The sequence below is a fragment of the Neptunicella marina genome, assembly GCF_014270035.1.
Classification (GTDB): domain Bacteria; phylum Pseudomonadota; class Gammaproteobacteria; order Enterobacterales; family Alteromonadaceae; genus Neptunicella; species Neptunicella marina.
The window spans coordinates 37,377-63,297 of record NZ_JACNEP010000016.1; the positions used below are offsets into that span (position 1 = coordinate 37,377).

The following is a 25,921-nucleotide window of genomic DNA, read 5'->3' on the forward strand; positions in this document are numbered from 1 at the left end:
AGTACATGAGCATCCATCATAAACCAGATCAGAGCTTTGATTCGATAGCAGATAAATTTCAACGCAACATTTACGGCACGACAAAAGGCCGGTTGCGCCATGAATTATTAATGCATTATCTGACGCCTTTTATTGAGCGCTCTTCAATGCGAATTCTTGAAGCTGGAGGTGGCAGTGGAGAGATGGCTGAAGAATTACTTAAACTGGGACATAGGGTACATGTAATTGATATTTCTTCAGATATGATTGAACTGGCGAAAAAGCGCTGTGCTCGTTATCCCGGGTTTAGTTGCGAAGTTAACGAAATACAGCAACATGACTCGCCTGAAAAGTATGATTTTATTCTGTGCCATGCCGTTATGGAATGGTTAACTGACCCACTTAGTATTATTCCATCATTAATCAGCTTGCTTGGTCAGCACGGGCATTTGTCATTGAGTTTTTTTAATAAGGATGCACATTTGTTTGGCAATGTGCTGTACGGCAATTTTGATTACATTGCTAAAGGGTTTAATGTGCCGAATAGAGTAAGGCTAAATCCCAACAATGCGGTTAAACCACAGGATGTGATCGATTGTTTGGGAGAACTGCAATTAAATGTCGTGCATAAGGCCGGACTACGTTGCTTTCATGATTATGTAAGAGATAAAACCATTCAACAAAGTCATTATCAGCAGTTAAAAGAAATGGAGCTTGAGTATGGCACCCAGGCTCCATTTATGTGGTTAGGTAAATATTTTCACCTTATTGCACAAAATCCTGCGGCCTAACCAGATAAGTATGTTGATCAGTTTGTTGCTGATGATGTAACAACAAGTTGTGGCATGTTGTTGACGCTATTTGTAGCAGGGCTTCTTTGGTAAAAAAGCCCTGGTGACCGGTTATCAATACATTGGGGAAACTTGATAAACGTTCAAATATATCATCCTGAATAACGGTATCGGATAAATCCTCAAAAAACAGCTCGGACTCCATTTCATATACATCAAGTCCCAGATAACCTATATGTTGATTTTTAAGGCCCTGAATGACTGCAGGAGTATCTATGAGCCCGCCACGGGATGTGTTAATTAACATGACGCCTGATTTCATTTGAGTGATATTTTGTGCGTTGATTAAATGATGGGTGGCGCTGTTTAACGGACAATGCAGACTAATAATATCCGATTGCTGAAACAATTCATTCAAAGCCACATATTGCCCGCCATGCTGAACCGCCTGCTCATTAACCTGAGGGTCATAACACAAAATATTACAACCAAAACCACGCAGGATTTTTACCAGTGCTAATCCAATATGTCCGGTACCGATAATGCCAACGGTTTTTTGATGTAAATTAAAACCCAGCAATCCTTTAAGGGAAAAGTTACTTTCGCGTATACGGTTATATGCTTTATGCGTTTTGCGGTTTAATGTCATCATTAAACTTAAGGCATGCTCCGCCACGGCTTCCGGCGAATATTCAGGAACCCGTGAAACGGAAATACCATTTTGTCTGGCCGCATCTATATCCAGATTATTAAAACCGGCACAACGAAGTGCAATGTGTTTGATGCCCAGCTCTGCCAGTTTATGAATGACATTGCGATTTAGCTGATCATTCACAAACACACAAACCGCATGATAGCCTGCGGCTAACTGACAGGTTTCTTCATTTAATCGAACATCAGTAAAGTGCAGCGACAAGTCTGCATGCTGTTGCATGGTTAAAAACTGTTGATCATATTCCTTGGCACTAAAAACCAGAACCTGCATAAGTAACTCCGTTACAGTAGGGATTCTATTTCATTTTTCAGTTGTTCAGGCTTAACAGTGGGAGCAAAACGTTTGATTACTTTGCCATCACGGTTAATCAAAAACTTAGTGAAATTCCACTTAATGCCTTTGGTGCCTATGATGCCTGGCGCCTGTTTTTTTAAATGATTATAAAGGGGATCGGCATTATTACCGTTCACTTCTATCTTTTTAAACAGTGGAAACTGTGTATTAAAATTCATTGAGCAGAACTGGGCAATATCAGAATCACTGCCAGGCTCCTGATGACCAAACTGATCACAAGGAAATGCCAGAATTTCAAAGCCCTGGTCTCTGTACTGGTCGTAGAGCTTCTGCAAACCCTCATATTGTGGAGTAAAGCCGCATTTACTGGCGGTATTCACAATCAGCAGTACTTTGCCTTTGTATTCACCTAGCTCAATTTGCTCACCGTTATTTTTAGTTACGCTGAATTGATAAATATCGCTGTTCATATGCTGTCCTTTGTTTGGTATCTGCGTTGCCAATAGTGTAACCTTTAACGCCTTGTATTGGTTACTAAAAGAGCGAATTATGCCACAAAAAGTTGCGTTTATCGGATTAGGGGTAATGGGCTATCCCATGGCCGGTTATTTGGCAAAACAGGGTTATGACGTGTGTGTATATAACCGTACAACCAGCAAAGCGGAAAAGTGGTGTGAGCAATATAGCGGACGCATGGCATTAACCCCTGCATTAGCAGCACAAGATGCTGATATTGTATTTTTGTGTGTGGGTAATGACGATGATTTACGTCAGGTGGTATATGGTGAAAATGGTGTGTTAGATAGCATGCAGCAGGGCTCAATTCTCGTTGACCATACGACAGTATCTGCCAGCGTATCACGTGAAGTTTATGCAGCGGCTAAAACTAAAAATATAGGATTTTTAGATGCGCCAGTCTCAGGTGGTCAGGCAGGTGCTGAAAATGGTGTATTAACCGTAATGGTGGGTGGTGATAAAGCCATTTTTGATAAAGCCGAGCCTGCCATTCAAAGTTTTGCCCGTTGTGTAAAACTACTGGGCGCATCAGGCAGTGGTCAACTGGCGAAAATGATGAACCAAATTTGTATCGCTGGCGTTGTACAAGGTTTAGCAGAAGCATTGCATTTTGGTCAGAACGCGGGCCTTGATTGTGAGGCTGTGATTGACGTGATTAGTCAGGGGGCCGCACAATCATGGCAAATGCAAAACCGCTATCAAACTATGTTGAATAACCAGTACGAACATGGTTTTGCCGTTGACTGGATGCGAAAAGATCTTGCTATTGCGCTGGATGAGGCAAGACGCAACGGCAGTACTTTGGCGCTGACTGCGTTAGTCGATCAGTATTATGCCGATGTGCAAAAAATGGGCGGCAATCGCTGGGATACATCCAGCTTACTGGCCAGACTGCAAAAATAAAAAAGCAGCCGGGTGGCTGCTTTTTTATTCAATTGCAAATTTACAACACGTCATACTGCCACTGGTGGTCATGATAATGGATACGTGCTGCAGCATATTCACGGTCAGCCTTCCAGGTACGGTTATTTAGTTTAACTACCACACCCGGGTAAAGCTTTTTAGTGGCGTTTAGCTGTATTTGTTCAATATACCTGTCTTTTGCAACACGCAACATATCAGACTTTCTAATGAGCTGTTGCAGCATAGAGCGTTCATCGCGATATTTGCCAATCAGTCTGTCGAGTTTGGTTCTTAATTCATAAGGAATCGTATATTTACGTAGCGAAGACATTTTCTTTTGATGCCGCTCTACGTGAATTTTTAGTTCTTCCAGCAGTTCATCGACTAAATCTATGCGCTCCTGAAGCAGATTAAATCCTTCACTGAAATCAATAAATAAGTTGCTGCCGGAAATTGCGCCTAAAATTCCGGAACGAATTGCTTCCTGGCACTGGATTTCACAGGCAAATAAATTGCCATTGGGATTTTCCAGAGGTCCTATAGTAAGGCTACCTCGGCATTTGACTTTGCTGTAGGCCAGCTGTTTACCCACAGTGACATTACCATTACTGATAATGTGCAACCCTTGTCCATGCTCGAGGTGAATACTGCCATCGGCGATTAACGTGCCTGAATAGGGCTGGTCTTCATTTTCATCATATTTGCCCATGGCACCCTGGGTAATAATAATGTCTCCACCTGACTCAATATGAGCGGACTCAACAAAGCCGTTGATGGTGACATCGCCAGTGGCAACGATTTTCATTTTTTCAGTGACATCACCGTTGACAATAACCGCGCCATCATAATTAATGTTGCCGGTACCTATGTTAACGCCTTTACACATAAAGGTTTCGTCAACCCACATTTTGCCGTCTTTAAACTTCGGCATACCAGCAATTTCAGCGCGCAAAATATTGGGGTTGCTGTCACAGATATAGGTGCCTTCACCTGCTTTTAACTTCTGCCATTCACCTTCTTTCGCATCAATAATGCCCCCACGCACGGTATAGCCATTACGACCTTTTGTCGGCGGCAGCATTTCCAGAATTTCGGTACCGGGTTTTACACAAATAATTTCGCCTAAATCACGCATGTCGACCCGGCTGCTGCTTACCGTTTGAGGTTGTAATATGCGCTCAAGTGCATTGGGAACCAGAGGGACCATTTTAGAATTTTTGCCCTGACGGGGAGGTAAACCTTTTGCCACCAGTTCATTTAGAACCGCGCCTGGTTTAGCGACGCGGGCACGTGTCGCCATATCAATCAGACGTTTGCTACTTAATCCTTTTTCAATGCCTGCATGTTTGGCCTTTGAAATTAAATAAGTTGGTGTCGCGTGTTTACCACCATAAGCAGCGGTAATTTCCAGATTTGCACTCATATCGTCTGAGGCAAAGATGAATTTAATGACGGCATCACGTTTTTCAGCAATGCGTTCTTTAATGGGGTCAGTGGTTTCGTTACGGATGGCTGCAGTATAGGCTTTAAATGCGATTCTTACTGTTTCGTCAAACAGATACAGATCGGCATGTTTTTCCTTAATGTAGTCGAGCAGGGCTTTTTCATTAAAGCTGTCTACTTCTACTTCATCGGGCTGAATTGTTAAATCAAGATAACGATCGTCATCAAGAGTACTTAAATAAATTCCGCGCATATCTTTCGCCCGCTATCGCCTGCCTTCTGTGTATATCGGCCAATCACGAATTTTGATTATTATAAACCCTGCCCATATTGATATAATGCTCTGATTATTGCCAGTTTTTTCGTATCATTTTGATATTCCTCAGCCAGCATATTGAGCTCGTTCACAAAAGATTCCAGTGTTAGTGGTCCAGTTTCCAGTAATTGTTGCTGACGATGTTGCTGCCATTTTATCGCTTCCTGTTCCGTTAACGTATGTGGGAAGTTTCTTGCGCGGTAGCGGAATAACATGGTTGATAAACGTGCATCATCAAATGACCATTGTTGACCACTTAACTGTTCTGGTGACATGCTGCGTATTTGGTCCATGGCTGCTTTGTCTTTTTCGCTGAAAAAACCGCCGGAATAGAGGGCATAATCAACATTTTCAATCGGTTCGTGAGTCATTAACTGGTACATATCTGTTAATTTTTGCGCTATATCAGGATGCCGTTTTATTAGCTGCAAATGTTCCAGGCATTGCTTGCGGTCAATACCCAGCCGTTGTGCATTTTCTTCGGTAAGCGTTTTGGCAGGAGCCAATACCGGGCATTTATTCAGATGAACCAGTTTAACGGGCAGGCGTTGTTCATCAGGTGCTAAATCGGCGTTACGTGTAAATAGCTTTTCCAGCAATTGTTCACTACTTAGTTCAATTAAAGGGGTGGGATCCAAGGCCAGATTAAGCACAATGACTGCATTTTTGTTGGTTGGGTGATAGGCCACAGGCACGATCCAACTGGTACAGCCATTCTCAGCCGGCAATTTGGATGAGATATGCACTAAAGGTAGCGCTTCCTGAATATTAATTAGCTCACCGACATTTTTCTTTTTACGTAAATTAAACAGATAGTCATAGAGCTTTGGTTGTTTTTGTTTAATTAATTTTGCCATGGCGATAGTGGCGCGCACATCTGATAAGGCATCATGCGCATCTGCATGCTGAATATCGTTAGCCTGGGTAAGTGCTTCGAGTTTAAAACTCGGTGAGCCATCTTCACGCATTGGCCAGTTAATACCTTCCGGACGCAGGGCATAACAAGCGCGCACCATATCAATAATATCCCAACGACTATTGCCGTTTTGCCATTCACGGGCATAGGGATCATAAAAATTTCTATATAAACCATAGCGGGTGACTTCGTCATCAAAACGTAAGCTGTTGTATCCCGCCACACAGGTTTGCGGCTGGCTCATTAATTCATGCACTTTACGCATAAACTCAGCTTCGCAATAACCATTTTGCATTGCATGTTGCGGTGTAATACCGGTAATTAAACATGCCACCGGCTGCGGAAGACAGTCGTTTACCGGCTGACAGTAAAACATGCTGGGTTTGCCCACTTCATTTAAGTCAAGGTCAGTACGGATGGCGGCAAACTGTGAAGGGTGATCTTTTTGTGGATCTGCTCCCCAGGTTTCATAATCGTGCCAAAGGATAGTGGGTTGGTTTGTTGGGGTATTCATGCTGTTCAGAATTAAGTGCCTTCGCTACGTTTAGTACATGGTTTGTCTGTTGGTTGAGAACTAATCAAACTCATGTATTAGGTCAGATTTTATAGTCTTTATTTGGGGTGAATCATAACGCAGCAAATTCTGTTTAGATACCGCTGTAAAAAGGTAGCGAAAATATAAACTTAGGGTCTATCTTTTAAGTGATGATGTTTTTGCAGGGGATACAAGATGGAATCACTTAAAGTTGCCGATTATATGAACACCCACCCGGTAACACTAAAACCTACCATGTCTGTGGCTGAAGCGGTTGAAAAGCTGATTAATACACCTTACTTAGGGGCGCCGGTGATTGCCGATAACCGTCAGCTACTGGGTTTTTTATCGGAACAGGACTGTCTGGCCAAAATGATTGAGTCCAGTTATTACAATCAGCAAACGGCTTATGTCAGAGATATTATGCGAACCGATGTATTAACGGTAAAACCATATCAGTCGGCATTGGATTTAGCCCAACAAATGCTTGGTGCCAAACCGAAAATTTATCCTGTGACTGACGATAATGGATTTTTAGTTGGCGCGATTAGCCGGACAGATGTTTTAAGAGCTGTTGATCTGCACTTACGTGATGCCTATCGCAAAGTAGGTTAAACAACACTGGCAATCGCTTTGCTCTTCTTCTAGGATCGGCTCCTTAGTTTATAGGAGCCGTATTTTTGTCTGTTTCAATTTCCGCTTTATCTGCCTTACTGCCTTCAACTCTTAATAGCGAAAGACATCGTTTTCGTCAGCGCATTCAGCGTACTAAAAAACTGGATAACGACAAAAAAGCATCAGCATTACAAAAACTGGCTGATGATATGCAGATATCTGCGCAAAAGGTGGCTGCGCGCATAAGTAATTGTCCGAGGATAGAATACCCGCCTTTACCTGTTAGTGAGCACAAAGACGAATTGGTTGAAGCGATTAAAACCAATCAGGTGGTGATTATTGCGGGTGAAACGGGCTCAGGTAAAACCACACAGTTGCCCAAAATATGTCTGGAAGCCGGGCGAGGCATGACGGGACTCATTGGTCATACTCAACCCAGGCGGCTTGCAGCACGTACAGTTGCCAACCGAATCGCCGATGAACTTAATTCGCCGCTGGGTGATAAGGTTGGTTTTAAAATCCGTTTTAGCGATGAAACAAGTGAGAACAGTTACATCAAGCTGATGACCGACGGTATCTTGTTAGCTGAAATTCAGCAGGATCGTTTTTTAAATCAATACGACACGCTGATTATCGATGAAGCCCATGAACGTAGCTTAAATATCGACTTTATTCTGGGTTATCTCAAACAACTGTTACCGAAACGTCCTGATTTAAAACTGATTATTACTTCGGCCACTATTGATCCCGAACGTTTTTCGCGACATTTTGATGATGCACCGATTTTTAGCGTCAGTGGGCGTACTTATCCTGTAGAAGTGCGTTATCGTCCGTTGGCCGATATGGTGGATGAAGAGGGGCAAAGTGCAGACCAAATTCAGGGGATTATTGAAGCGGTAAATGAGTTATCACGTGAAGGACGGGGTGATATTCTGGTGTTTCTAAGTGGTGAACGTGAAATTCGAGACACCGCAGATGCACTGAACCGTTTGAACTTAAAATCCACCGAAGTATTACCTTTATATGCACGTTTGTCTGCCAGTGAGCAGAACCGAATCTTCCAGTCACATGCAGGCAGACGCATTGTATTGTCTACCAACGTGGCGGAAACCTCATTAACTGTGCCCGGCATTAAATATGTTATAGATCCCGGAACTGCGAGAATTTCGCGTTACAGTTATCGCAGTAAAGTACAACGCCTTCCAATTGAAGCGATATCGCAGGCCTCAGCTAATCAGAGGGCAGGGCGTTGTGGTCGTGTTTCTGCGGGTATTTGTATTCGTTTGTATGCTGAGGATGATTATTTAAGCCGGGATGAATTTACCCAGCCTGAAATTCTCAGAACTAATTTAGCCTCAGTTATTTTACAGATGTTGTCGCTGGGCTTAGGCGAGATGTCGGCTTTCCCCTTTGTGGAAGCGCCGGATAATCGCCAGATCAATGATGGTTTCAGGTTACTCGAAGAAATACAGGCAATTGAAACCAGGCAGGGAGATAAAAAGCTCACCCAAATAGGCCGTCAGATTGCACGTTTACCTATTGACCCCAGATACGCTCGTATGGTGATTGAAGGGGCGAGCCAAAACAGTATTGCAGAAGTGTTGATCATTGCAGCAGGCATGAGTATTCAGGATCCGCGCGAACGTCCTCAGGATAAAAAACAAGCCGCAGACCAGCAACATGCTGAGTTTGCTGATAAAGAGTCTGACTTTATTAGTTTGTTTAATTTATGGCAGGCCTTTCGCGAACAACAAAAATTGCTCAGCAATAGCCAGTTACGCAAATGGTGTACCCAACATTTTATTAATTATCTGCGCATGCGCGAATGGCAGGATATTGTCAGCCAGCTGAAAAAATCCATTGCAGAAATTGGTTTACGTTTAAACTCAGCCGCAGCAGATTATGATGCGGTACACAAAGCGTTGTTAGCCGGTTTGTTGTCGCATATAGGCAGTAAAGAGCCTGAACGCCAGTACTTAGGTGCGCGCAATACCCGCTTTATGATTTTCCCGGGTTCACCCTTGGCTAAAGTCAATCCCAAATGGACCATGGTGGCCGAACTGGTGGAAACGTCGCGTTTATTTGGTCGCATCGCAGCAAAAATCCAGCCGGAATGGATTGAGCCGCTTGCCGCCCATTTGGTCAAAAGTAATTACAGTGAGCCGCACTGGTCGAAAAAACGCGGTGCGGTGATGGCCTATCAAACCGTTACCTTATACGGTCTTGCTGTGGTAAACCGGCGCTTAGTTAACTATGGTCAGATTGATCACAGGGTTTGTCATGAGATTTACCTGCGCGAAGCGCTGGTGGAAGGCGAAACCAAACTTAATCTGCCGTTTTTAAAACACAACTTGTCATTAGTCGATGATATTCAGGCACTGGAAGATAAAACCCGTCGCCGTGATATTTTAGTTGACGAACAGGTGATGATGGCGTTCTACCAACAGCAATTGCCAGAGCATATTGTTAGTGACGTGTCATTAACCAAGTGGTGGAAAAAACACGGTCAGCAGCAGCCTGATTTATTGCATTTTGATCCTGATACATTAATGAACCATCAGGCAAATGAGGTTAATCAATATAATTATCCAACTCACTGGCAGCAGCAAAATCTCAATCTTGCGCTGGAATACGTTTTTGAGCCGGGTGCAGCCGATGATGGCGTGAGTGTTATCGTGCCGTTACCCCTGTTAAATCAGTTAACGTCAAAAGGATTTGACTGGCAGGTGGCCGGTTTACGCTACGACATGATCCTTAACCTGATAAAACAGTTACCCAAAAGCTTGCGTAAAAACTTTGTACCGGCACCCAACTATGCACAGGCCTGCATGGATGATATGACGCCGTCTGATGAGGACTTTATCGCCGCACTAACACTTAAACTTAAGCGCATGACAGGTGTTGAAGTCCCGCCTGAAGAGTGGTCACCACAGGATTTACCGGACCATCTTAAAATTAATTTTAAAGTGATGGAGGGCAAAAAACTGCTGGCGCAAGGACGGGATTTAGCCAAGTTGCAGTTTTCACTGAGTGACAAGGTCAAACAAAGCTTACGTAAAGTGGCCACACCAAAACTGGAACAAACGCAATTAACTGACTGGAGCTTTGGCAAACTGCAGCAGGAATACACAGATGACAGGGGCGGCTATCAGGTTAAAGCTTACCCAGCCCTTGTGGATGAGGGGGAAAGTGTGGCGATTAAGTTATTTGACCAGCCGCATCTGGCACAAAAAAATCAGCAGCAAGGGTTACGTCGCTTAGTGCGCATTAATATTCCATCACCGGTTAAATACCTGCAGGATAAGCTGCCAAATAAATCCAAGCTTGGTCTGTATTTTAACCCCTTTGGTAACATCAAAGTCCTGATTGATGATTGTATTGATGCCGCCATTGATGACTTACTGGCCGAAAAATTTAGTGACATTCGCGATCCCGATATCTTTAAGCAGGCCTGTGATTATGTCAGAGCTGAGCTAAACGATAAGGTTCTGGCGATTGCCACTGCCATAGAGCCGGGTTTGACCCTCGCACACCAAATTAATAAACGCATGAAAGGCAATGTGCCACTTAACATGATCAATGCCCATGGTGATATTAAACAGCAGCTACAAGGTCTGGTATTCAGTGGTTTTGTAACTGAACTGGGGGCGAAACGTGTGGCTGACTGGCAACGTTATATAAAAGCCATTGAGCGCCGTCTGGAAAAACTTGCGATTGATCCCAATAAAGACCGCATGGCGCAGCTAAGCGTTGAAAAGGTGCATAAAGCCATTGAAGTGGCTAAAAATAAAATACCGGCAGGACAACCTTTGCCCGCTGAAATAAATGAGGCGCGCTGGATGATGGAAGAATTGAGGGTTTCCCTTTTTGCTCAACAACTTGGCACTGCCTATCCAGTGAGTGAAAAACGAATCCTTAATCACCTGTCAAATTTTAGCCGTTGACTTATGATAGTAAGGTGAATATAACCATGTCTGAGGCTGTAATTTGGTGAGGAGATAATCAATGCTGGGATATGACGATAAACGGAATTTTTTTCGTATGATGGTCAATTCAGGCTGTGAACTAACAGTAGTGGATGAGCAATCAAGCCGCACGGTTTCTGCAGTTTGTCATGATATCAGTGCTACAGGTATGTCGTTCGAAGTCGATGAGCCAATTGAAGTGGGTACCCGGGTTCAGGTGTCCATAGAATCAACCAGTAGTCAAATCCCGTCACTCAACGCCGACAGTAAAGTCGTGCGCTGTTCTGAGCAGGGCGAATCTAACTACATGGTTGGTGTTGAAATTACCGAAATGAAATAACGTTGCTGTTTAAATCAGGTGAGTCGGGTTATAGCACCCGACAAACCAGGCCTTTTAAATAGTAACTTTCTGGAAATGCCGACAAGGTTGGATGGTCACCAGCCTGACTCATTCGCTGAATATATTGCACTTCGCGTCCTGCATCTAAGGCGGCATCTGCCACCACTTTGTTAAATAAATCGCTGCCCATTAAACCCGAACAACTGAATGTTAATAAAATGCCATCCGGTTTTAGAATTTGCATGGCTAAACGATTGATATCTTTATAACCACGGCATGCGCGGTTTAAACTGGCTTTTGAATCCACAAATTTAGGTGGATCCAGCACTATCATATCAAATTGTTTGCCTTGTTCGGCGTAATCTCGCAGTGCCTGAAATACGTCTGCGTTAATAAATGAACAGCGACTGACATCCAGTTTGTTGATTTCGGTATTACGTTTAGCGGTATCTAAAGCTAAATCGGACACATCCAAATGGGTGACAGATTTAGCGCCTGCGGCTAAACAATAGCTACCAAAGGTGCCGGTATAACTAAAACAATTGAGTACGTCTTTATCTTTGGCGTAGCTGGCAGCGATAGCGCGGTTGTCACGCTGGTCGAGGTAAAAACCGGTTTTATGACCCTGTTTAACATTCACCAGAATTTGCACGTCATTTTCGCTGATGATCACTTCGTCTGGCACGTCACCATGTAATACCTGGGTAATCTGCTCCAGACCTTCTTTTTCACGTACGGCAACATCTGAACGCTCATAAATCGACGCATCAGGGAAACATTTTTGTAATGCCCAGACGATTTTACTGCGGTGCTTTTCTGCACCTGTGGTTAATAGCTGACAGACCAGTACGCCGTTGTAATAGTCGATTGTGATGCCAGGCAAACCATCTGCTTCTGAGGCGACAACCCGATAGCCGGTTAGTTTTTGTTGATTAATCAGGTGCTGACGGCCGGCCAGGGCTTTTTCTATCTTGCGCAGGAAAAAGCCATTATCGATAATTTCATTTTTATCAAAGGTCCAGACTCGCACCTGAATTTGTGATTGCGGTGACCAGGCACCTCGTGCCAGCCAGGTTTTATCGTGACTATATACATCCACCGTATCGCCAGCACGTAATTTCCCCTGTTGTTCGGCAATCGCCCGGGAAAACACCCAAGGGTGACGGCGGAGTAAGGATTTTTCGCGCTCTGGCTGCAAAATTACGCTGGATGACATAGCATGGCCTTTTAAATAGCTATAAAAAGCGGGAGTTTATACCAAATGAGAGAGCTATGTATAAAAGCTTTTGTGAGTGGCAAAGTACAGGGCGTGTTTTATCGTCAATCCACCAAACAACAAGCTGAAACTCATCAGTTATATGGCTACGCGAAAAATTTAGCTGATGGTCGGGTGGAAGTAGTGTTGCAGGGCGATGAGCAAAACGTGCGTCTTGTCACTGACTGGTTGCATCTGGGACCTCAGCAAGCCCGGGTTGAATCGGTTGACTGGCAACAAATTGAACCAATGCGCTTAGATGGATTTGAGACTTATTAATGAAAATTATCCAAAATCAAACATCAGAAAATAATAGCTATCAATTAGTGTTAGCAGAAGGAGATGTACCCAATCCCTTGCCACATCAGGTTTTAATTAAAGTTAACGCATTTGGTATTAATCGTGCAGATATATTACAGGCTCAGGGGCATTATCCGGCACCAAAAGGGCATAGCGAAATATTAGGCTTAGAAGTCAGCGGAGAAATAGCTGAGCTTGGAAATAAGGTGTCTGGCTGGCAAACAGGCCAGCGAGTCTGTTGTCTGGTATCAGGCGGTGGTTATGCACAATACGCTGTGGTTGATGCCAGACATTTAATTAATGTGCCGGATGATATGTCAGATCATCAAGCCGCAGGTATTGCTGAAGTCTTTTTAACTGCCTATCAGGCGATGTTTAGTCTTGGCATGTTATCAAAACAGCAGCGGGTATTAATTCACGCTGGTGCCAGCGGTGTCGGCCTAGCGGCTACACAGTTGGCCAAATTGCATAATTGTCATGTGAGTGTTACCAGCAGTAGCAGCGAAAAACTGCAGGTGTGTGCCAATAATGGTGCCGATTTGCTGATTAATTATAAAAAACAAGATTTTGTTGAGGTATTAAAGCAACAAGGGTTGCAGCATCAGATTAATCTGGTGATCGATGTGGTTGGGGCGGATTATGTAAACCGTAATTTATCTGTGATGGCGATGGATGCGACATTAGTGCAACTGGCAATGTTAGGTGGTCGCTACAGTGACAAATTTGATTTAGCTAATCTGCTGGCCAAACGTATTCGCTTTATTGGCTCTACATTACGCAATCGCAGTGATGACTATAAAGCCCAGTTAGTAATGGATTTTACTCAAAAGTTTGGTCAGGCACTTAATAGCGGGCAACTAAATACCAATCTGTATGAGGTGTTGTCCGTAAATGAAATAAACCAGGCTCACCAGGTTTTGTCGCAAAATAAAAATGCCGGAAAAGTGGTGGTGAGCTGGGATTAATTCTAAATCAGAACATTTTTTATGCGGGCTTAAAGCCCGTGTCTTCTAATAAATCGCTGCCTTCAGCGGCTGTTCTGGCAAGGTCATCACAGCGCTCATTTTCCGGATGGCCTGAGTGACCTTTTACCCATTGCCAGTCTATTTTATGGGTTTGGGTAGCGTCATCCAGTTGTTTCCACAAGTCGACATTTTTGACTGGCTTTTTATCGGAAGTACGCCAGCCATTTTTACGCCAGCCATGGATCCACTGGCTGATGCCCTGGCGAACGTATTGGCTGTCGGTAGTGAGGGTAATATCACAGGGCTCAGTTAAACATTTGAGTGCGGCCACGGCGGCAAGCAGCTCCATGCGATTATTGGTGGTTAATTTGTACCCCTGACTCAGTTCTTTACGGTGTTTGCCAAAAATCATAACCGCGCCATAACCGCCGGGTCCCGGATTACCTAAACAGGAGCCATCAGTATAAATTTCTATCTTTTTCATATGCCATTTCTAATTAACGCTTTTGTGGGATTATACCCAAAGCTAATCAAAATGCGCTGTAAATTCAGATCGTTAGTTGTTTGATTTGTGAGCGCTAGTGACTCGCATATCCAGGGCAGTCGGGTATAATGCAGCGATTAATATTAAGGTAATAAACGTGATGCGTCAGATAGTACTGGATACAGAAACCACAGGTATTGACCCGAAACAGGGGCACCGAATCATTGAAATTGGCTGTGTTGAACTGGTCAATCGCCGCCTTACCGGCAACCATTTTCATGTGTATATCAATCCCGAGCGTATTATCGAAGCTGAAGCGATTGAAGTTCACGGTATTACTAACGAACAGTTAGTCGGCGAGCCGGTATTTAAAGACATCGCCGAGGATTTTATTAATTTTATTAAAGGCGCAGAGTTGGTTATCCATAATGCCTCGTTTGACGTTGGCTTTATGGATCATGAATTTGGACTATTAAAAAACTGTTCTATTCGCAAAACTGCTGAAGTCTGCACCGTATTAGATACATTAGCACTAGCGCGTAATTTACATCCGGGGCAAAAAGCTAATCTTGATGCCTTATGTAAGCGTTACGGTATCGATAACTCTCATCGTGTGCTGCACGGCGCTTTGCTCGATGCTGAGATTCTGGCAGATGTATATCTGTTAATGACAGGTGGTCAGACTGATTTGAATTTATCTGGTAAGTCAGGTGATAACAAACAAAGTGGTGGTGAGGATATAGTTCGTCTGGCTAGCGACAGAAAACCATTAAAGATTGTTAAAGCAACGGCCGATGAACTAGAACAACATGAACAACGTCTTGATTTAGTTGCAAAAGGTGGCAACTGTCTTTGGAGACAATAAGGTAAAACGACATTATGCATAAACTTCGGTTATGGCTGCTTTGTATCTGTGCTGTATGCAGTAGTGCAATGGCACAGCAATCTGATCGAAGTCGTCCTGTTTCTCCTGTCGCACCCGATAAAACCCCGCTCACTATGTTAGGGGATGATTATCAAAACAGTGTTCCACTGTTGCAAAATCGTTTTCGTATTGACTACAAAGTAGACGAAATAAGCATGATCTTTTTCCGCCAGTATGGCAGTGCTCCTGTGGTGCTGGTCAAACCGGACGGCTCCAAGTTATTTCAGTCCCGGGTAACCGATGATGTGGCTGAATGGGTTTACGGACCCAATTACGATGCGATTAAAATAAAAAATCCGATGCCAGGGCCCTGGCAGGCTATGGGGCAAATCCTGCCCAGCAGTCGTTTAATGGTAATGTCTGACGTTAAACTGCATGTACCACCGTTGCCAGATGTGATGTTCTCGGGTGAGATCATGAAACAGACGGGCAAACTAACCAATGGCGGAAAGCCAATTCTGGATAAGGAATTTGGTGATGCGGTGAATCTCAAAATCCGTTTTGTTAGCACTAATAACCCTAATTACGATAATTTTGGCGCAGATGATGTGGAAATTGCCACCTTTAAAGATGATGGCAAAGGCATGGACGAATATCCATTGGATGGTGTATTTACCGGTCAGTACGATTTAACTGCCGGTGATGGAGAATGGTTACCGGTTTTTGTGGTTGATACGCCATTGGTTAAACGTGAGCAAATTGGTAAGCCTTTGATAGTGCATAATAATCCAGTGCATTTGAGTGTGGATGTTAGTGATGGTGAGCGTGCTTATCATGAATTGACGATAGACGCTGACCGTGAATATATCGATATGAGCAGTTTGTTGATTGACGGTAAAATCAAATTTCCCAATGGCGATATGCAGAATTTTTCGATTACCAACCCATCGCCTAATGCGCGAATCTATCATATTACTCATTATGAATACGGCTTGTTTAGAGTAAAAATAACCGCTTACGGTAATACTAAATCTGGTCGCAATTTTATTTTGGATGTGCCGGAGTTCACCTTTTTAGTGGAGCAGCCTCAGTTAAAACAAGCAGATGTTCCCCCGCTAATGGATGAAAATGGCCAGCCTATTGCAACTGCGGACAGTATGCCCGTTAGTGAGGAAACCCAAAACGATGAGAATATGTATCCTGCGATGCCAGAGCAACCCGAGCAAGAAGGGGTTTCTATTGGTTTGATTATTGGCGTTAATTTAGTGTTGTTGATTGTTGGTGTGGGAGCATTGCTGTTTATTTTTAAAATAAAGGTTCCTTTGCCAAAAGTGTCGTTACCTAAACTGAAGAAGAAAGAGAAAGTTGAAAAGGCAGAGGGTGACGACAAAACGGATAAAAAAGAAAAAAAAGCGACTAAAAAATAATCGCGCAAGCCTTGTAAACCCTGAGCTTGCTTATATTTAAAACAGTATCGCTCAATAGTTAGGCATACGGAAAAAAAGCCCAAAAAAGTGGTTGACTCACTATAGGGTAAACCGTATCATCTGCGCCGCAGTTGGGGAGGGAGCCATGCTCATCGTTCTTAACTGTATGATTTGTTTGAATAACTGGAGCGGTAGTTCAGTTGGTTAGAATACCGGCCTGTCACGCCGGGGGTCGCGGGTTCGAGTCCCGTCCGCTCCGCCAAGTTCAAATCACATCGCGTTGGAGCGGTAGTTCAGTTGGTTAGAATACCGGCCTGTCACGCCGGGGGTCGCGGGTTCGAGTCCCGTCCGCTCCGCCAACATCAAATCAAATCCCAATGGAGCGGTAGTTCAGTTGGTTAGAATACCGGCCTGTCACGCCGGGGGTCGCGGGTTCGAGTCCCGTCCGCTCCGCCAATAACTTAAGATACTATCTTAAGGGGATTAAATAAAACACGCTTTGAGCGTGTTTTGTTGTTTCTGGGGTTTGTGTTTTTTTCTCTTCTGTTCCCCCGTCTCAGTACTTAAACGTATTTTTATGCAGTATTTACACTCTGTTGCATTTTTAATCTGTTAATTCAGCAGGCTGCATTTAAAATAGCTGTTTTAAAACAATAAGTTATTTCAAGGAAAGAGAATGCGTTTTAGTTTATTTTCATTGCTGGTGAGTCTTTCCTTTTCAGGACTGGCGTCCCAGCCCTTGTTAATTAAAAACGTTAATATCGTTTCTGCGCATTTATCGGCTCCGTTAAAAAATACCAGTGTATTGATTGAAGATGGACGAATTCGCCAATTATCACCGCAGGTAATTCATTCGTCGGATAATATTCAGGTCATTGATGCAACGGGGAAATATCTGGTGCCGGGTATTTTTGATAGTCATGTGCACGTTTCTTCGGTGCCTGGAATGGGATTTGGGGTTGAGCCAGTAACGCAAAAGCATCAGCAATTAGCCAATGAGTATTATGCGCAACAGCCAGCCAGCTTTCTATATTATGGGGTCACGCAGGTACTGGACCCGAATCCCGGAAACAGCTGGCAGAAATTCACTAAAACCGGGTTACATCCCGATTACTTTCGATGTGAAGTGATCACCTCTATAAATACCTTTCCATTGGTAGAAAAAACAGATGAGCAGTCAAAATCGATGTTTCATTATCTGGTGAACGAAAAGGCCACAGCAGGTGAAGCTAATTCAGCAGAAGTGTTAGTCGAGCAAATTAAACAATCCGGTGCGTTATGCATAAAACTGTATTTTGAAGATGGCTATGGCAACGCCAGTCACTGGCCATTGTTATCTGATCATACGTTGAAACGTATTCGAATGGCTGCCGACAAGGCCGGTTTATCTATTTTGGGTCACGCTAATGCGCTTGATATGTATCAGGCTGCCATTAAAGCAGGTATTAATATCATGGCGCATGGCATGTGGAATTGGGGCCCTTATATGCGTGAAACGGAATTGCCTGAAGAGATTAAGTCTGAGCTGGATACCTTAATGTTGAATAATATTCAGGTGATGCCAACCCAAATGGTTATTAGCGGGTTAGGGGAAGTGATGCTCGAAAACACGGCTGACAACCCTGACTTTGCCGCTATTACACCCGCACCATTAATTGACTGGTATCACTCAGATGAAGCACAGTGGTTTAAACAGGAACTTCGGGTCGGCTTTGATAATTTGCCAGACGAGATTATTGCACGCATCTTTTTAAATGAGACTAATGGACGAGTAGGTAAGGGCAATAAGGTGATGGCGTATCTAAAACAGCATAATTATCCGTTGTTACTGGGGTCGGATTTTCCGGGCAGTCCCAGTTTTGCCAATCAACCGGGTTTGACCTCTGTACGTGAAATGGAAAAAATGGCTGAGGCCGGTTATACACCAATGGATGTGTTAAAGGCTGCAACTATTAATAATGCGCGTCAATTTCATCTGGAGTCAGATTTTGGAACGGTGCAATCAGGTAAGGTTGCCAATTTATTGTTATTAAACGCTGACCCGCTTAACGACGTGAGCGCATGGCGCGATATCGATTTAGTGATACTTAAGGGGAAAGTGATCAACCGCGAAACTCTTAAAGCAAATAAAGCAAAACACCAATGACGCCTGAACAAATTGCACAAGCCTATGATCAAATAACTCATTTATGGACCCGGTCTGGTTTTAACCTGAATAATGGCATTGGGGCACATCAACAAGCCATTTCATTGTGCCAAAATAAAGGCATGGCACTGGACATTGGTTGTGGCTGTACAGGACGGTTTATCCGTCTGTTACAACAAAATGGCTTTGAAGTGGAAGGCGTTGATTTATCGTTAAAAATGTTAGAGATTGCACGAAAATCAATGCCTGATGTGACATTTCATCAACAGGATATTTGTACATGGAAATCCTCCGGTACATATGATTTTATCAGTGCCTGGGATTGTTTATGGCATGTGCCCTTAGATCAACAAGCATCGGTGATCGCTAAACTGCTTGGCTGGTTGAATAAGGGGGGCGTGATGATATTCTCCTTTGGCGCACTGGAGCATGCTTCTGAACATACTGATGCCAGTATGGGACCGGAGTTGTATTATGCCACCCTGGGAAAGCAGCGAACCTTTGAGGTCATTGAACAAGCTGATTGTAAAGTGGCTTACTTTGAATCAGACCAAGCCCCCGAGTTACATTCTTTTGTTATTGCACAAAAGGTGAGTTAAACGGGGGAGCTGATTACCCCCGTTTACATTTCTATTCGCGTTTTAACGCAAGGTGTAATACCAGAAGGCCCATCGCGCCAGACAATAACGAACCGAGAATAATGCCCAAACGTTCATCAAATAGCTGATTAACGCCACTTTCTTCAAACGCCAGTCCGCCAATAAATAAACTCATGGTAAAACCAATACCACACAGGGCGGATGTACCATATAAGGCCGACCAGTTCATGCCACTGGGCAATTGGGCAATTTTAAGTTTGATACTCAACCAGCATAAACTGAATATACCCAGTTGTTTACCAATAAACAGCCCGGCGGCTATACCTAATGGCACGCCGTGCATTAATTGTTCAGTACCAACACCGTCAAAACTAATGCCTGCATTGGCAAACGCAAACACCGGCAGGATAAAAAAGGCAACAGCGGAGTGAAGATCATGTTCTAACTCTTTTACTGGCGAATAATCGGGGTTTTGCTGGCTACGCATAGGAATAAACATCGCCAGAATGACACCGGCTAAGGTAGCATGTACGCCGGATTTCAACGTAGCTACCCACATGATAGCGCCAACCAAAATATACAAGCTTTTAGATTCAATATTTCTGTAATTGAATAAAGCTAAAACAGCGATACAAATAGCAGCAACCACTAATGAAACTAAAGATATTTTGGCAGTATAGAAAAAGGCAATAATCAGAATTGCGCCGATATCGTCAAAAATGGCCAGAGAAGTTAGAAATATTTTGACCGATACGGGGACACGGCTGCCCAGTAAACTTAATATACCCAAAGCAAAAGCAATGTCCGTGGCGGCCGGGATCGCCCAGCCCTGCATGGCAGTGGGGTCATCCGCATTAAAATACCAGTAGATGAGCGCAGGCACTGCCATACCTCCGATAGCGCCCACTCCCGGTAAAATAATATTTCGTTTATCGGCCAGCTCGCCTTCGAGTACTTCGCGCTTTAATTCCAGCCCAACCAAAAAGAAAAACACAGCCATCAGACCATCATTGATCCAAAGCAGTAACGGTTTGGCAATATTTAAAGCACCGACCTGAATGGCGACAGGAGTTGACAGGAATAGTTCGTAAAAATGTTGCAAGCCAGTATTCGCACAAATAATGGCCAGCGCTGCAGCCAGTATAAGCAAAATACCGCCTGCGGATTCAAGTTTAAAGAAGTCAGTAATTGGATTTTTTTCAGTCATTTTATGTGGGTTTTTACTCATTTTTTACACTTTACCATAGCACTGAAATTGCTGCGAATTCTGTAAGTTAAGTAACATAAATATAAGATCAAAAAAGCCAGCTAAAAAACAGGCAGCATTTATAATCTTAGCACTGCTCGCGGGACTAAATAAAAAAAGCGATAGGCCATTATTTGGCACTATCGCTTTTTTATTGCTCTTTGAATGCCTGCCTATGCAGGTTGCAATTTAAGCCTCTTCTGTTTCCTTTGCACTGGATTTACTGGCTTTTTTGGCGGCCGGCTTTTTTCTTGCTGGTGTCCGGGCTGGTTTTTCCGCCATCAGTTCCTGTGGTTCAAAATCGTCAACATTAATCGCCTGCAAACGACCTTGTTCAGTGCGGATCAGTAAATCGGCATCATCCTGACTGATAACACCTAATTCCAGTCCCTTTTCAGCCAGTTTATCCAACTGAGTAAAAGAATACCGCTGTCCTGCTGCTTGACAAATTTTGTCATATAAAGGTTCGCAGGCAATGATATCGTCCAGAGTTTGCTCCATTTCACCAATCTGGTTACCTTCTTCGCGAGTCAGGTACTGTCCCTGAATCAGGCGATTACGACTGGCACTTGGGGTTTGTAAAATTTTAGCAATCTGATGCTCAATTTTATCTGAAGGTGCACTAAAGCTGCTGCCAAACGGACTCACTAATACCTTCAAGAAAACACCAATGGCTTTTGACGGGAAGTTATCCAGCAACTCAGCCTGTGCCACTTCAATTTTGTGCAGGCTGTCTTGCATTGCCCAGTGCAGCAGAGGTAAATCTTCCTGTTGACGACCTTCATCATCAAAGCGTTTTAAAGTACAGGACGCCAGATAAATAAAGCTTAGCATGTCACCTAAACGGGCTGACAAACGTTCACGACGTTTTAATTCTCCGCCAAGTACACCCATGGCAACATCTGACAATAGCGCCAAATTGGTACTAAAACGCTCCAGCGCTCGGTAATAACGGGCGGTTTGATCATTAAACGGACTTGAAGCAAAACGTGCACCGGTTAGGGAGAACCACAAACTACGGAAGACGTTACTGACGGCAAAGCCAATGTGACCAAACAATGCTGCATCGAACTCGCTCAGGCTTTCGCTACGATCCGGGTTGTTTGCCGCGTACAGCTCCTTAAGTACATAAGGATGGCAACGCATTGCGCCCTGACCATAGATCATCATGTTTCGGGTTAAAATGTTGGCACCTTCCACCGTAATGCCAATAGGAATACTTTGATAGCCACGACCTAAATAGTTATTTGGCCCAAGCATAATGCCCTTACCACCATGTACATCCATGGCTGCATCCATTGACTCGCGGGCTTTTTCGGTTAAATGGTATTTACAGATGGCGGAAATAACCGATGGTTTTTCGCCCATAGCTACCCCGGTTGTAGTCATGCTGGTAACGGCATCCATTAAATAGGCGTTACCACCAATCAACCCCAGCATTTCCTCAATACCTTCCATTTTTCCGATGGGCAGTTTGAACTGTCGACGGATGCGCGAATAAGCACCCGTTGCCATCGCCAGTGTTTTTGTGCCACCGGTTGAGTTTGAGGGCAGGGTAATACAACGACCTACTGATAAACATTCCACCAGCATACGCCAGCCTTGTCCGGCCATTTTGGCGCCACCAATGATATAATCCAGCGGTACAAAAATGTCTTTACCGCGCACAGGACCATTTTGGAATGGCACGTTAAGCGGGAAGTGGCGGTTACCAATATCTAAACCTTCTGTATCAGCCGGGATCAACGCACAGGTAATGCCCAGATCTTCTTCGTCACCTAACAGGTTTTCAGGGTCGTACAGTTTAAAGGCTAACCCTACCACAGTAGCCACCGGAGCCAGTGTGATATAGCGTTTGTTGAAGTTAAGCTTCATGCCCAGAACTTGTTCACCGTTAAAGGTGCCCTGGCAAATCACACCGGTATCAGGGATTGCGCCTGCATCCGAACCGGCTTCAGGGCTTGTTAGTGCAAAACAGGGGATTTCTTCACCACGAGCCAAACGAGGCAGGTAATAATCTTTTTGCTCTTCGGTACCATAGTGTTGTAATAATTCGCCGGGACCTAACGAGTTAGGTACACCTACAGTACTGGATAACACCGCACCTTTAGCTGATAACTTTTGTAATACACGAGATTGTGCATAGGCCGAGAACTCCAGTCCACCGTATTGCTTTTTGATGATCATGGCGAAGAATTTATTATCTTTCAGGTATTGCCATAATTCAGGTGGTAAATCGGCAAGCTTGTGGTTTACCTGCCATTCGTCGAGCATTTTACAGGCAGTGTCCACCGGGCCATCTAAAAAGGCCTGTTCTTCAGCGGTTAATCGTGCCTTTGGAATGCTGTGCAGCTTGCTCCAGTCCGGTTTACCACTAAAGATTTCACCGTCCCACCATACCGTACCAGCATTAATCGCTTCCTGTTCGGTGCGCGACATTTCCGGCATGATTTTCTTGAACATTTTCAGTACCGGTAAGCTGATATTCTGACGACGAAAATCAACTAAGTTCAGCGGTAAGGCGATAACAAGGAACAGGGTCCAGGCGATAAAACCTGTTACACCCCAAAAACTGCCAAGTAACATAACCGCAGCCAATGCCAACGTTGCGTTTGTTAGTTTTAAACGCAGATAGCTTACTGCACCAAAGGTGAGTAAAAATAAAACGAGCCAGGTTAAACCTTGCATAAATACTCCGAATAAAGAGGTCAGACCAGATGTAAAGCTATTATGTTTGGACTAAAAAATCAAGTTAAGCCTGTGTTAATTACTGACAAAAAATATCAGCATCAGTTTAAGTGTAGCGTGATATACGGCGTGTGGAAAAGGCAGGGGGTAAAGAGGAGGCAGGAGAGGCTAATATCTCACTGCCTGAATAATCGATTCGATGAATCAAATTGTGTTTTAAGGTTGACAGCTTTGGTTAAACTCAACCGATTGCAGACGAATATCGGCTTGCTCATCACCATCTTTAATCTGTTGTAAGCGCACCATTAACATATCCAGTGACGGGGCAAACCAAAAGTAGGTTTCGCGACTACTGTTTTCGCGTATTCGTGCAATTTTGATTGCTTCCAGCTGCCCATAAGGCAATTTGAGTTTTTCAGTCTTCTCTACCTGAAAATGATATTGTTCTTTGTTGCCTTTATAGCTGATTAAATCCACTACAAAGTCTGTTTTCCCGGCGCGTAAGGCATCTTTTATCTGGAACAAATAAAGCTGATTATCCTGTTCATTTTCCCATGGCTGCACTGGTTTGTGAGCAAATACCAATTGTTTATTTGTGGCATCAAATGTCAGGTTTAATTCGTGATCACTGCCCGTGCCTGTGCGTTCATACTGATAGTGAAGGGGAATATACTGATTGTCGTTCACATCAAACAGACTGGTTTCTTTGCGATGATCAGAGAAAATGAAAATAGATGCATGTGACTGATAAATGAGTTTGTATTTTTCATTATCAAGTTTGATCAGTTGCTGACTGGCGTGTCCCAGTTCTGACCCTCTGCGGTAAGCTTTATAACTTGCCACATAAGTGCATAGTGGATTGGCTACCGCACAAAGCGGTAGCGAAAGTAACAGAGTTGCTAAAAGTTTATTCCGTAGCATAGCCTTGTGATCCGAGTGGTTTACCATCCATCAGTGCTTTATCAGCCTGCATGCTTAACCTCTCGTTACAAAACCAACTTACTACCATGGGATACATGGTTAGCTCCTGTTGCTGGACGCGGGCAGCCAGGTCTGTTGCTGTATCGTCTGCAAATACAGGCACCTTGGACTGCAATATTACCGGACCACCATCTAAATCGGGCGTAACAAAATGTACTGACGCTCCATGTTCACTTTCCCCATCATCGATAGCCCGTTGATGGGTGTGCAGCCCTTTATACTTGGGCAACAGTGAAGGATGGATGTTAAGCATTTTACCCTGATAAAAACGCACAAATTCAGGCGTTAAAATTCGCATAAAACCTGCTAGTACGACAAGGTCGGGTTGATATTGTTCAATACAATTTTTTAAAGCCTGATCATAACTTTCACGATCGGCAAAGCTTTTGTTATCAACAACATGTGATGGAATCGACGCATTTGTTGCACGTGTCAGGCCATATGCGTCTTGTTTATTGGAAATAACAGCAACCACTTTTCCATCAATTTTTTCAGCCTGACACTGATCAATGATTGACTGCAGGTTACTGCCATTGCCTGATATCAGTACAACAATAGACTTCATCGTTTAGTTGATCTCTACCTGTTCGCCGTCAGTATGCTCAGCAATGTGACCAATCACCCAGGCATCTTCACCTTTGTCTTTCAGTAACTGAACGGCTTTGCTGGCCTGCTCAGCCGGTAACGCAATCACCAAACCGACACCACAGTTAAAAGTACGGTACATTTCGTGCGTAGTAATATTGCCCTGTTGTTGTAACCAGTTAAATACCACTGGCCATTGCCAGCTATTACCATCAATCGCGGCTTTACAGTTAGCAGGCAATACCCGAGGAATATTTTCCCAGAAACCACCACCTGTAATATGCGAAATGGCATGCACATCAACTTGTTCAATTAATGCCAGTGTTGATTTAACATAAATACGGGTTGGCTCTAATAAATGATCGGCAAGAGGTTTGCCATCTAAATCTGATGCAGGGTCAGCGTTACTCACTTCCAATACTTTACGGATTAATGAAAAACCGTTGGAATGAGGACCGGATGAACCCAGTGCAATTAATGCATCCCCGGCGGCGACTTTGCTGCCGTCAATGACATCATCCTGTTCCACCACACCCACACAGAATCCAGCGATATCATAATCTTCACCATGATACATGCCCGGCATTTCTGCTGTTTCACCACCAATCAATGCACAGCCGGCTAATTCGCAACCTGCGCCAATGCCACTTACCACCTGCGCTGCGGTATCCACATCCAGTTTACCCGTTGCATAATAATCAAGGAAAAACAGAGGTTCCGCGCCTTGTACTATCAGATCATTTACACACATAGCGACCAGGTCGATGCCCACACCGTCATGACGTTTTAAATCCATAGCTAAACGCAATTTGGTACCGACACCGTCAGTGCCAGATACCAACAGTGGTTTATTATATTTCTCAGGAATGGCACACAGAGCACCAAAACCACCTAAACCACCCCGGACTTCCGGACGATGAGTGCGTTTGGTTACGCTTTTGATTCGCTCAACAAGCTGGTTGCCTGCGTCAATATCAACACCTGCATCTTTATAACTTAAGGATGGTTTGGTTTCGCTCACGATTAACCTCAATTTTGGACTGGCGGGTAAA

22 protein-coding genes and 3 tRNA genes are annotated in these 25,921 nt (G+C 43.9%); 14 read left to right on the forward strand and 11 right to left on the reverse strand.

The features are described from left to right. Nucleotides 1-5: 5 nt before the first annotated feature. Nucleotides 6-770, forward strand: a complete 765-nt coding sequence (locus H8B19_RS15690; protein WP_186507845.1) for a methyltransferase domain-containing protein — start codon at nucleotides 6-8, stop codon at nucleotides 768-770. Here H8B19_RS15690 and H8B19_RS15695 read toward each other — a convergent pair. Together H8B19_RS15695 and H8B19_RS15700 are read right to left on the reverse strand one after the other, a co-directional pair. After that, nucleotides 745-1,755 carry a 2-hydroxyacid dehydrogenase gene (locus H8B19_RS15695; protein ID WP_186507846.1) on the reverse strand — a complete coding sequence of 337 codons (1,011 nt, stop codon included), beginning with the start codon at nucleotides 1,753-1,755 and terminating at the stop codon, nucleotides 745-747. The two genes, H8B19_RS15690 and H8B19_RS15695, sit on opposite strands and share 26 nt — an antisense overlap. Nucleotides 1,756-1,766: 11 nt before the next feature. Then, on the reverse strand, nucleotides 1,767-2,249 hold the full coding sequence (locus tag H8B19_RS15700; RefSeq protein ID WP_186507847.1) for a glutathione peroxidase: 483 nt from the start codon (nucleotides 2,247-2,249) through the stop codon (nucleotides 1,767-1,769). 79 nt (nucleotides 2,250-2,328) lie between these two features. Between H8B19_RS15700 and H8B19_RS15705 the strand changes: the two genes are divergently transcribed. Then, on the forward strand, nucleotides 2,329-3,198 hold the full coding sequence (locus H8B19_RS15705; RefSeq protein ID WP_186507848.1) for an NAD(P)-binding domain-containing protein: 870 nt from the start codon (nucleotides 2,329-2,331) through the stop codon (nucleotides 3,196-3,198). Nucleotides 3,199-3,238: 40 nt separating this feature from the next. Here H8B19_RS15705 and H8B19_RS15710 read toward each other — a convergent pair whose 3' ends face one another. Together H8B19_RS15710 and sbcB are read right to left on the reverse strand one after the other, a co-directional pair. Next, nucleotides 3,239-4,894, reverse strand: coding sequence for a DUF342 domain-containing protein (locus tag H8B19_RS15710; RefSeq protein ID WP_186507849.1), 1,656 nt, complete (start codon nucleotides 4,892-4,894; stop codon nucleotides 3,239-3,241). Nucleotides 4,895-4,953: 59 nt separating this feature from the next. Then, on the reverse strand, nucleotides 4,954-6,387 hold the full coding sequence (gene sbcB / locus H8B19_RS15715; protein ID WP_186507850.1) for an exodeoxyribonuclease I: 1,434 nt from the start codon (nucleotides 6,385-6,387) through the stop codon (nucleotides 4,954-4,956). 216 nt (nucleotides 6,388-6,603) lie between these two features. On the opposite strand from sbcB, the gene H8B19_RS15720 reads away from it, so the two are divergent. From H8B19_RS15720 to H8B19_RS15730, 3 genes are all read left to right on the forward strand, one after another. Next, on the forward strand, nucleotides 6,604-7,023 hold the full coding sequence (locus H8B19_RS15720) for a CBS domain-containing protein (RefSeq protein ID WP_186507851.1): 420 nt from the start codon (nucleotides 6,604-6,606) through the stop codon (nucleotides 7,021-7,023). 65 nt (nucleotides 7,024-7,088) lie between these two features. Continuing rightward, nucleotides 7,089-10,967 carry an ATP-dependent RNA helicase HrpA gene (hrpA, locus tag H8B19_RS15725; RefSeq protein WP_194362743.1) on the forward strand — a complete coding sequence of 1,293 codons (3,879 nt, stop codon included), beginning with the start codon at nucleotides 7,089-7,091 and terminating at the stop codon, nucleotides 10,965-10,967. A 61-nt stretch (nucleotides 10,968-11,028) separates the two neighbouring features. Beyond that, nucleotides 11,029-11,328, forward strand: coding sequence for a PilZ domain-containing protein (locus tag H8B19_RS15730; protein ID WP_186507852.1), 300 nt, complete (start codon nucleotides 11,029-11,031; stop codon nucleotides 11,326-11,328). A 28-nt stretch (nucleotides 11,329-11,356) separates the two neighbouring features. On the opposite strand, the gene H8B19_RS15735 is transcribed toward H8B19_RS15730, so the two are convergent. Then, nucleotides 11,357-12,544, reverse strand: coding sequence for a class I SAM-dependent rRNA methyltransferase (locus H8B19_RS15735; RefSeq protein WP_186507853.1), 1,188 nt, complete (start codon nucleotides 12,542-12,544; stop codon nucleotides 11,357-11,359). Between the two features lie 45 nt (nucleotides 12,545-12,589). Between H8B19_RS15735 and H8B19_RS15740 the strand changes: the two genes are divergently transcribed. Together H8B19_RS15740 and H8B19_RS15745 are read left to right on the forward strand one after the other, a co-directional pair. Next, nucleotides 12,590-12,862, forward strand: a complete 273-nt coding sequence (locus tag H8B19_RS15740) for an acylphosphatase (RefSeq protein ID WP_186507854.1) — start codon at nucleotides 12,590-12,592, stop codon at nucleotides 12,860-12,862. Continuing rightward, on the forward strand, nucleotides 12,862-13,848 hold the full coding sequence (locus H8B19_RS15745) for an NAD(P)H-quinone oxidoreductase (RefSeq protein ID WP_186507855.1): 987 nt from the start codon (nucleotides 12,862-12,864) through the stop codon (nucleotides 13,846-13,848). Before H8B19_RS15740 ends, H8B19_RS15745 begins: the two co-directional genes overlap by 1 nt. Before the next feature lie 19 nt (nucleotides 13,849-13,867). Here H8B19_RS15745 and rnhA read toward each other — a convergent pair whose 3' ends face one another. Next, nucleotides 13,868-14,332 (reverse strand): ribonuclease HI, encoded by a 465-nt coding sequence (gene rnhA / locus H8B19_RS15750; protein WP_186507856.1) that lies wholly within the window; start codon nucleotides 14,330-14,332, stop codon nucleotides 13,868-13,870. A 160-nt stretch (nucleotides 14,333-14,492) separates the two neighbouring features. Between rnhA and dnaQ the strand changes: the two genes are divergently transcribed. The 7 genes from dnaQ (at nucleotide 14,493) to H8B19_RS15785 (ending at nucleotide 19,369) form a co-directional block, all read left to right on the forward strand. Further along, nucleotides 14,493-15,197, forward strand: a complete 705-nt coding sequence (gene dnaQ, locus H8B19_RS15755; RefSeq protein ID WP_186507880.1) for a DNA polymerase III subunit epsilon — start codon at nucleotides 14,493-14,495, stop codon at nucleotides 15,195-15,197. A gap of 68 nt (nucleotides 15,198-15,265) precedes the next feature. Then, nucleotides 15,266-16,624: a TIGR03503 family protein gene (locus tag H8B19_RS15760; RefSeq protein WP_241737638.1), complete on the forward strand. Its 1,359-nt coding sequence runs from the start codon at nucleotides 15,266-15,268 to the stop codon at nucleotides 16,622-16,624. A 185-nt stretch (nucleotides 16,625-16,809) separates the two neighbouring features. Then, a tRNA-Asp gene (locus H8B19_RS15765) sits at nucleotides 16,810-16,886 on the forward strand. Between the two features lie 20 nt (nucleotides 16,887-16,906). After that, nucleotides 16,907-16,983, forward strand: a tRNA-Asp gene (locus tag H8B19_RS15770). Nucleotides 16,984-17,003: 20 nt separating this feature from the next. Then, nucleotides 17,004-17,080, forward strand: a tRNA-Asp gene (locus H8B19_RS15775). A gap of 220 nt (nucleotides 17,081-17,300) precedes the next feature. Next, nucleotides 17,301-18,770, forward strand: a complete 1,470-nt coding sequence (locus H8B19_RS15780; RefSeq protein ID WP_186507858.1) for an amidohydrolase family protein — start codon at nucleotides 17,301-17,303, stop codon at nucleotides 18,768-18,770. Next, nucleotides 18,767-19,369 carry a class I SAM-dependent methyltransferase gene (locus H8B19_RS15785; RefSeq protein WP_186507859.1) on the forward strand — a complete coding sequence of 201 codons (603 nt, stop codon included), beginning with the start codon at nucleotides 18,767-18,769 and terminating at the stop codon, nucleotides 19,367-19,369. The genes H8B19_RS15780 and H8B19_RS15785 overlap by 4 nt, the downstream gene beginning before the upstream one ends. Nucleotides 19,370-19,400: 31 nt before the next feature. Here the strand turns inward: H8B19_RS15785 and nhaA are convergent, their stop codons facing one another. From nhaA to purM, 5 genes are all read right to left on the reverse strand, one after another. Continuing rightward, nucleotides 19,401-20,597 (reverse strand): Na+/H+ antiporter NhaA, encoded by a 1,197-nt coding sequence (nhaA, locus tag H8B19_RS15790; protein ID WP_206683199.1) that lies wholly within the window; start codon nucleotides 20,595-20,597, stop codon nucleotides 19,401-19,403. A 207-nt stretch (nucleotides 20,598-20,804) separates the two neighbouring features. Beyond that, nucleotides 20,805-23,303 (reverse strand): acyl-CoA dehydrogenase FadE, encoded by a 2,499-nt coding sequence (gene fadE / locus H8B19_RS15795; protein WP_186507860.1) that lies wholly within the window; start codon nucleotides 23,301-23,303, stop codon nucleotides 20,805-20,807. Nucleotides 23,304-23,519: 216 nt separating this feature from the next. Further along, on the reverse strand, nucleotides 23,520-24,224 hold the full coding sequence (locus H8B19_RS15800; RefSeq protein WP_186507861.1) for a DUF3108 domain-containing protein: 705 nt from the start codon (nucleotides 24,222-24,224) through the stop codon (nucleotides 23,520-23,522). Beyond that, complete coding sequence (purN, locus tag H8B19_RS15805; protein WP_186507862.1) at nucleotides 24,211-24,849, reverse strand: phosphoribosylglycinamide formyltransferase; 639 nt, start codon at nucleotides 24,847-24,849, stop codon at nucleotides 24,211-24,213. Before purN ends, H8B19_RS15800 begins: the two co-directional genes overlap by 14 nt. A gap of 3 nt (nucleotides 24,850-24,852) precedes the next feature. Continuing rightward, a complete protein-coding gene (gene purM / locus H8B19_RS15810; protein ID WP_186507863.1) occupies nucleotides 24,853-25,890 on the reverse strand; it encodes a phosphoribosylformylglycinamidine cyclo-ligase in 1,038 nt (345 codons plus the stop codon). Nucleotides 25,891-25,921 lie beyond the last annotated feature (31 nt).

What these genes read in the sequence shown, in the direction of transcription:
- H8B19_RS15740 (WP_186507854.1), top strand. Translation starts at nt 12,590, where the DNA reads ATGAGAGAGCTATGTATAAAAGCTTTTGTGAGTGGCAAAGTACAGGGC.
- H8B19_RS15700 (WP_186507847.1), bottom strand. Translation starts at nt 2,249, where the DNA reads ATGAACAGCGATATTTATCAATTCAGCGTAACTAAAAATAACGGTGAG.
- dnaQ (WP_186507880.1), top strand. Translation starts at nt 14,493, where the DNA reads ATGCGTCAGATAGTACTGGATACAGAAACCACAGGTATTGACCCGAAA.
- H8B19_RS15760 (WP_241737638.1), top strand. Translation starts at nt 15,266, where the DNA reads ATGGCACAGCAATCTGATCGAAGTCGTCCTGTTTCTCCTGTCGCACCC.
- H8B19_RS15730 (WP_186507852.1), top strand. Translation starts at nt 11,029, where the DNA reads ATGCTGGGATATGACGATAAACGGAATTTTTTTCGTATGATGGTCAAT.
- H8B19_RS15785 (WP_186507859.1), top strand. Translation starts at nt 18,767, where the DNA reads ATGACGCCTGAACAAATTGCACAAGCCTATGATCAAATAACTCATTTA.
- H8B19_RS15695 (WP_186507846.1), bottom strand. Translation starts at nt 1,755, where the DNA reads ATGCAGGTTCTGGTTTTTAGTGCCAAGGAATATGATCAACAGTTTTTA.
- purN (WP_186507862.1), bottom strand. Translation starts at nt 24,849, where the DNA reads ATGAAGTCTATTGTTGTACTGATATCAGGCAATGGCAGTAACCTGCAG.
- H8B19_RS15735 (WP_186507853.1), bottom strand. Translation starts at nt 12,544, where the DNA reads ATGTCATCCAGCGTAATTTTGCAGCCAGAGCGCGAAAAATCCTTACTC.
- H8B19_RS15720 (WP_186507851.1), top strand. Translation starts at nt 6,604, where the DNA reads ATGGAATCACTTAAAGTTGCCGATTATATGAACACCCACCCGGTAACA.
- fadE (WP_186507860.1), bottom strand. Translation starts at nt 23,303, where the DNA reads ATGCAAGGTTTAACCTGGCTCGTTTTATTTTTACTCACCTTTGGTGCA.
- H8B19_RS15800 (WP_186507861.1), bottom strand. Translation starts at nt 24,224, where the DNA reads ATGCTACGGAATAAACTTTTAGCAACTCTGTTACTTTCGCTACCGCTT.
- sbcB (WP_186507850.1), bottom strand. Translation starts at nt 6,387, where the DNA reads ATGAATACCCCAACAAACCAACCCACTATCCTTTGGCACGATTATGAA.
- H8B19_RS15690 (WP_186507845.1), top strand. Translation starts at nt 6, where the DNA reads ATGAGCATCCATCATAAACCAGATCAGAGCTTTGATTCGATAGCAGAT.
- H8B19_RS15705 (WP_186507848.1), top strand. Translation starts at nt 2,329, where the DNA reads ATGCCACAAAAAGTTGCGTTTATCGGATTAGGGGTAATGGGCTATCCC.
- H8B19_RS15745 (WP_186507855.1), top strand. Translation starts at nt 12,862, where the DNA reads ATGAAAATTATCCAAAATCAAACATCAGAAAATAATAGCTATCAATTA.
- nhaA (WP_206683199.1), bottom strand. Translation starts at nt 20,597, where the DNA reads ATGAGTAAAAACCCACATAAAATGACTGAAAAAAATCCAATTACTGAC.
- rnhA (WP_186507856.1), bottom strand. Translation starts at nt 14,332, where the DNA reads ATGAAAAAGATAGAAATTTATACTGATGGCTCCTGTTTAGGTAATCCG.
- H8B19_RS15780 (WP_186507858.1), top strand. Translation starts at nt 17,301, where the DNA reads ATGCGTTTTAGTTTATTTTCATTGCTGGTGAGTCTTTCCTTTTCAGGA.
- H8B19_RS15710 (WP_186507849.1), bottom strand. Translation starts at nt 4,894, where the DNA reads ATGCGCGGAATTTATTTAAGTACTCTTGATGACGATCGTTATCTTGAT.